We start from the raw sequence: 2,770 nt of genomic DNA on the forward strand, positions 1-2,770 counted from the left end.
GCCTTCGTGTGCTCCGTTCCGGCCCAGGCGCTCTCGACGAAGGCCTGAGCATCGGGCGAGAAAGAGCCGTGAGCCACGTGCACGATGCGTAGGATCGCGTTGGAGATGGCTGCCAACTCGGCCGCGAGGTCAAGGGCACGCTCCGAGGCCGGCGACTCGTCAACGCCCACGACAACAGGATGGTCGGGACCCGTTTGGACGGGGCGTTCGGCGCGCACCACCACGGCCGGACACGCTGCATGGGCGGTGACCGCGTAGGCGACCGAACCCAGCAGCCCGGCCGCGAGCGGGCCGCGACCACGGCTGCCGGTGACGACGAGGTCGGCGTCCTTGGATGCGCGGACGAGCTCGGCGGCGGGGGAGCCGACCGCGGACAGGCCGGTGACGTGCGAGGGTTCCGTCATCAGCTGTTGGGCACGAGCGACGCCATCGGCCAGCAGCTGTCGGTCTGCCTCGTGGAGGCTGTCAGGGAGCCGGGCGACGTCGTATGCCGGGTCGATGGGTGCGGCGGCCAGGTCGACGCTGTGCATCACGGTCAGGGTCGTGCCCCACCGCTGTGCCGTCGCGGCCGCCCACTCAAGGGCTGCGATGGAGCCGGGGGAGTCGTCGTACCCGACGACAATTCCCTTGGACAGTTGGAGCTGTGAATGATCGACCATGTCCTTCCTCCCGGGCTCAGGGCCGGCCCGCTCGCGGACTCCCGATCTGCGTCCGGCCTGAGGACAGCATTCGGCGGATCGCCTGCCTTCGCGAGGGCCCAAAGTCCCTGCGCAGGCTGAGTCGTGGTGACAAGGCGTCATGGCCGTCGCTGAAGCCAATGCCAGGCGAAGGTGCCAGTCCCGCGACAAGGACCAAGTGCCCTCTGTGAGCGCGACCGGAAGCGCCCACACTGGGAGTCATCGACCGGAAGGGTGAGCGAGCATGAACAACTACGGCTTGGGCGGCAAGGTCGCCGTCATTACCGGCGGCGCCTCGGGGATCGGGCGTGCCTGCGCGCACGTGATGGCGCGCTCTGGTGCCGACGTTTCCATCTGGGACCGGGACCAGGATGCGATCGACACAGTTCTCAAGGAGCTGGACGACTACGACTACCGGTCTCATGGTGCGGTTGTTGACGTCGGTGACTCCGGAGCTGTCGACGAGGCGATGAACGGGGTCCTCGACGCACTGGGTCACGTGAGCGTGGCGGTCTGTAACGCGGGCATCGGCGGTGAGTCGCTGACGAGCGCTGACTACACCGATGAAGCGTGGCACGAGGTCATCCGGGTCAACCTCGACGGGGTCTTCTACACCCAGCGTGCGGCGATCCGTGCCATGAAGGCATCCGGGCGTGGTGGCTCGATCATCAACATGGCCTCGATTCTGGGGGCCGTGGGGTTCCCGACTGCCGTGGCGTATACCGCCGCCAAGCACGGTGTGGTGGGCATGACCCAGGTCGCAGCCTGGGAGCACGCCGCCGACGGGATCCGCGTCAACGCGGTCGGCCCCGGCTTCATCCGCACACCGCTCGTGACGAGCCACCTCACCGAGGAGGCCCTGGCCGGACTGGCCGGTCAGCACGCCCTCCAGCGACTCGGGGAGCCGGAGGAGGTCGCTGAGCTGGTGGCGTGGCTTGCCAGTGACGGAGCCTCGTTCGCGACCGGGACCTACTACCCGATCGACGGCGGCTACCTGGCCCGGTAGCGCGCACGGGCAACGGCTCAGGTCACAGCTGCCGCACCAGCCGGAATGCCGGGTGGCGATGGCTGACGGCCCCTTAGCGGTGAGGATCCACCAGGGCCGGGTGGCCGTCAATGACCCTTACGGACCCTCACTGCGCGATCACCACCGGAGTGTCGCCCAGGTCCAGCTTCTGGCAGGAACCGGTCGCTGCGGCACACCTCGCGACCCCAWCGCCCAAGGCATCCGGGTCAGATGCGAGGAAGTGTGCCGCGTCCTCCCACGTCATTCGGCGAGGGCCCAAACCCGGGAGCTCCATCGTTCGGCGCAGCAGCTGGCCGGTCGTCGCGTCCAGGAGGGCGACACGGCGCTGCGCAGGTACGGCGACGAAGACCCCATCCGGACTGGCGGCCGGAGATCCGTCGGCAATGACGGCGGTGGTCCAGACCTTGGTCTTGTCTGGCCAGCGCCACGCCGACAGGCGGCAACTGTCCTCCAGGGTCATCAAGAGGGACCGGTCGGCGCTTGCCGACACGGAGGCCCGAACCGGAAGTCCTCCGAGCGCAAGCGGTGTGATGACGCCTTGGGCAGTTGACCAGACCGAGATCGCGCCGGTCGCGTCGCTCAGGAGCACCGACGCGGCCCCGGGATCCATGATGAGTTCTGGACCCAGCACGGTGGCGGCCGCGGCTCGGGCAGTCTCCTTGCCGGTCAGCGCGTCGACCAGCACGAGCGTGACGTGCTGTGGCGTGTCAGCGGCGCCCACTGGTGTGATGGCAAGCGCGGCCATCTTGCCGGCGTCGCTGCTGACCGCAAGGGGCGGCTTGAACGAATCCATCTCCGTGATCGACCCGTCGGCGGCCACTCGCGCTGCGAATCGTTCATCGCCTTCGGACACATCCAGCACTGCCACCTGGCCGATGCTGTGGACCGTGTTGACGGCCCAGGTCGGCGGAAGCCGAGTCTCGCGGCCGAAGATGTCGAGGATCGAGCCATCAGACACGAATGGAACATCCGGTGCCGACGCGGAGACCGCGCTCGCGGCGGTGGGGCTCGCCCCAGAAGTGCTCGTGGTTCCCGCTGTGGTGGACGCGCTCACGGTCGAGGGACT

At 68.5% G+C, this 2,770-nt stretch carries 3 protein-coding genes; 1 reads left to right on the forward strand and 2 read right to left on the reverse strand.

The window, feature by feature from the left end; translation table 11 throughout:
* A partial coding sequence (locus tag AC1DVZ_RS18775) for a universal stress protein (RefSeq protein WP_477619715.1) occupies positions 1-659 on the reverse strand: 659 nt, incomplete at its 3' end.
* A gap of 262 nt (positions 660-921) precedes the next feature.
* Here AC1DVZ_RS18775 and AC1DVZ_RS18780 point away from each other — a divergent pair.
* On the forward strand, positions 922-1,683 hold the full coding sequence (locus tag AC1DVZ_RS18780) for an SDR family NAD(P)-dependent oxidoreductase (RefSeq protein ID WP_477619716.1): 762 nt from the start codon (positions 922-924) through the stop codon (positions 1,681-1,683).
* 127 nt (positions 1,684-1,810) lie between these two features.
* Here the strand turns inward: AC1DVZ_RS18780 and AC1DVZ_RS18785 are convergent, their stop codons facing one another.
* Positions 1,811-2,662 carry a hypothetical protein gene (locus tag AC1DVZ_RS18785; protein ID WP_477619717.1) on the reverse strand — a complete coding sequence of 284 codons (852 nt, stop codon included), beginning with the start codon at positions 2,660-2,662 and terminating at the stop codon, positions 1,811-1,813.
* Between the last annotated feature and the right edge of the window lie 108 nt (positions 2,663-2,770).

It is taken from the genome of Pedococcus sp. P2_E5, from assembly GCF_056403895.1.

Bases quoted from the DNA above. Each gene is read 5' to 3' on its own strand.
- AC1DVZ_RS18780 (WP_477619716.1), top strand. From the start codon at position 922: ATGAACAACTACGGCTTGGGCGGCAAGGTCGCCGTCATTACCGGCGGC.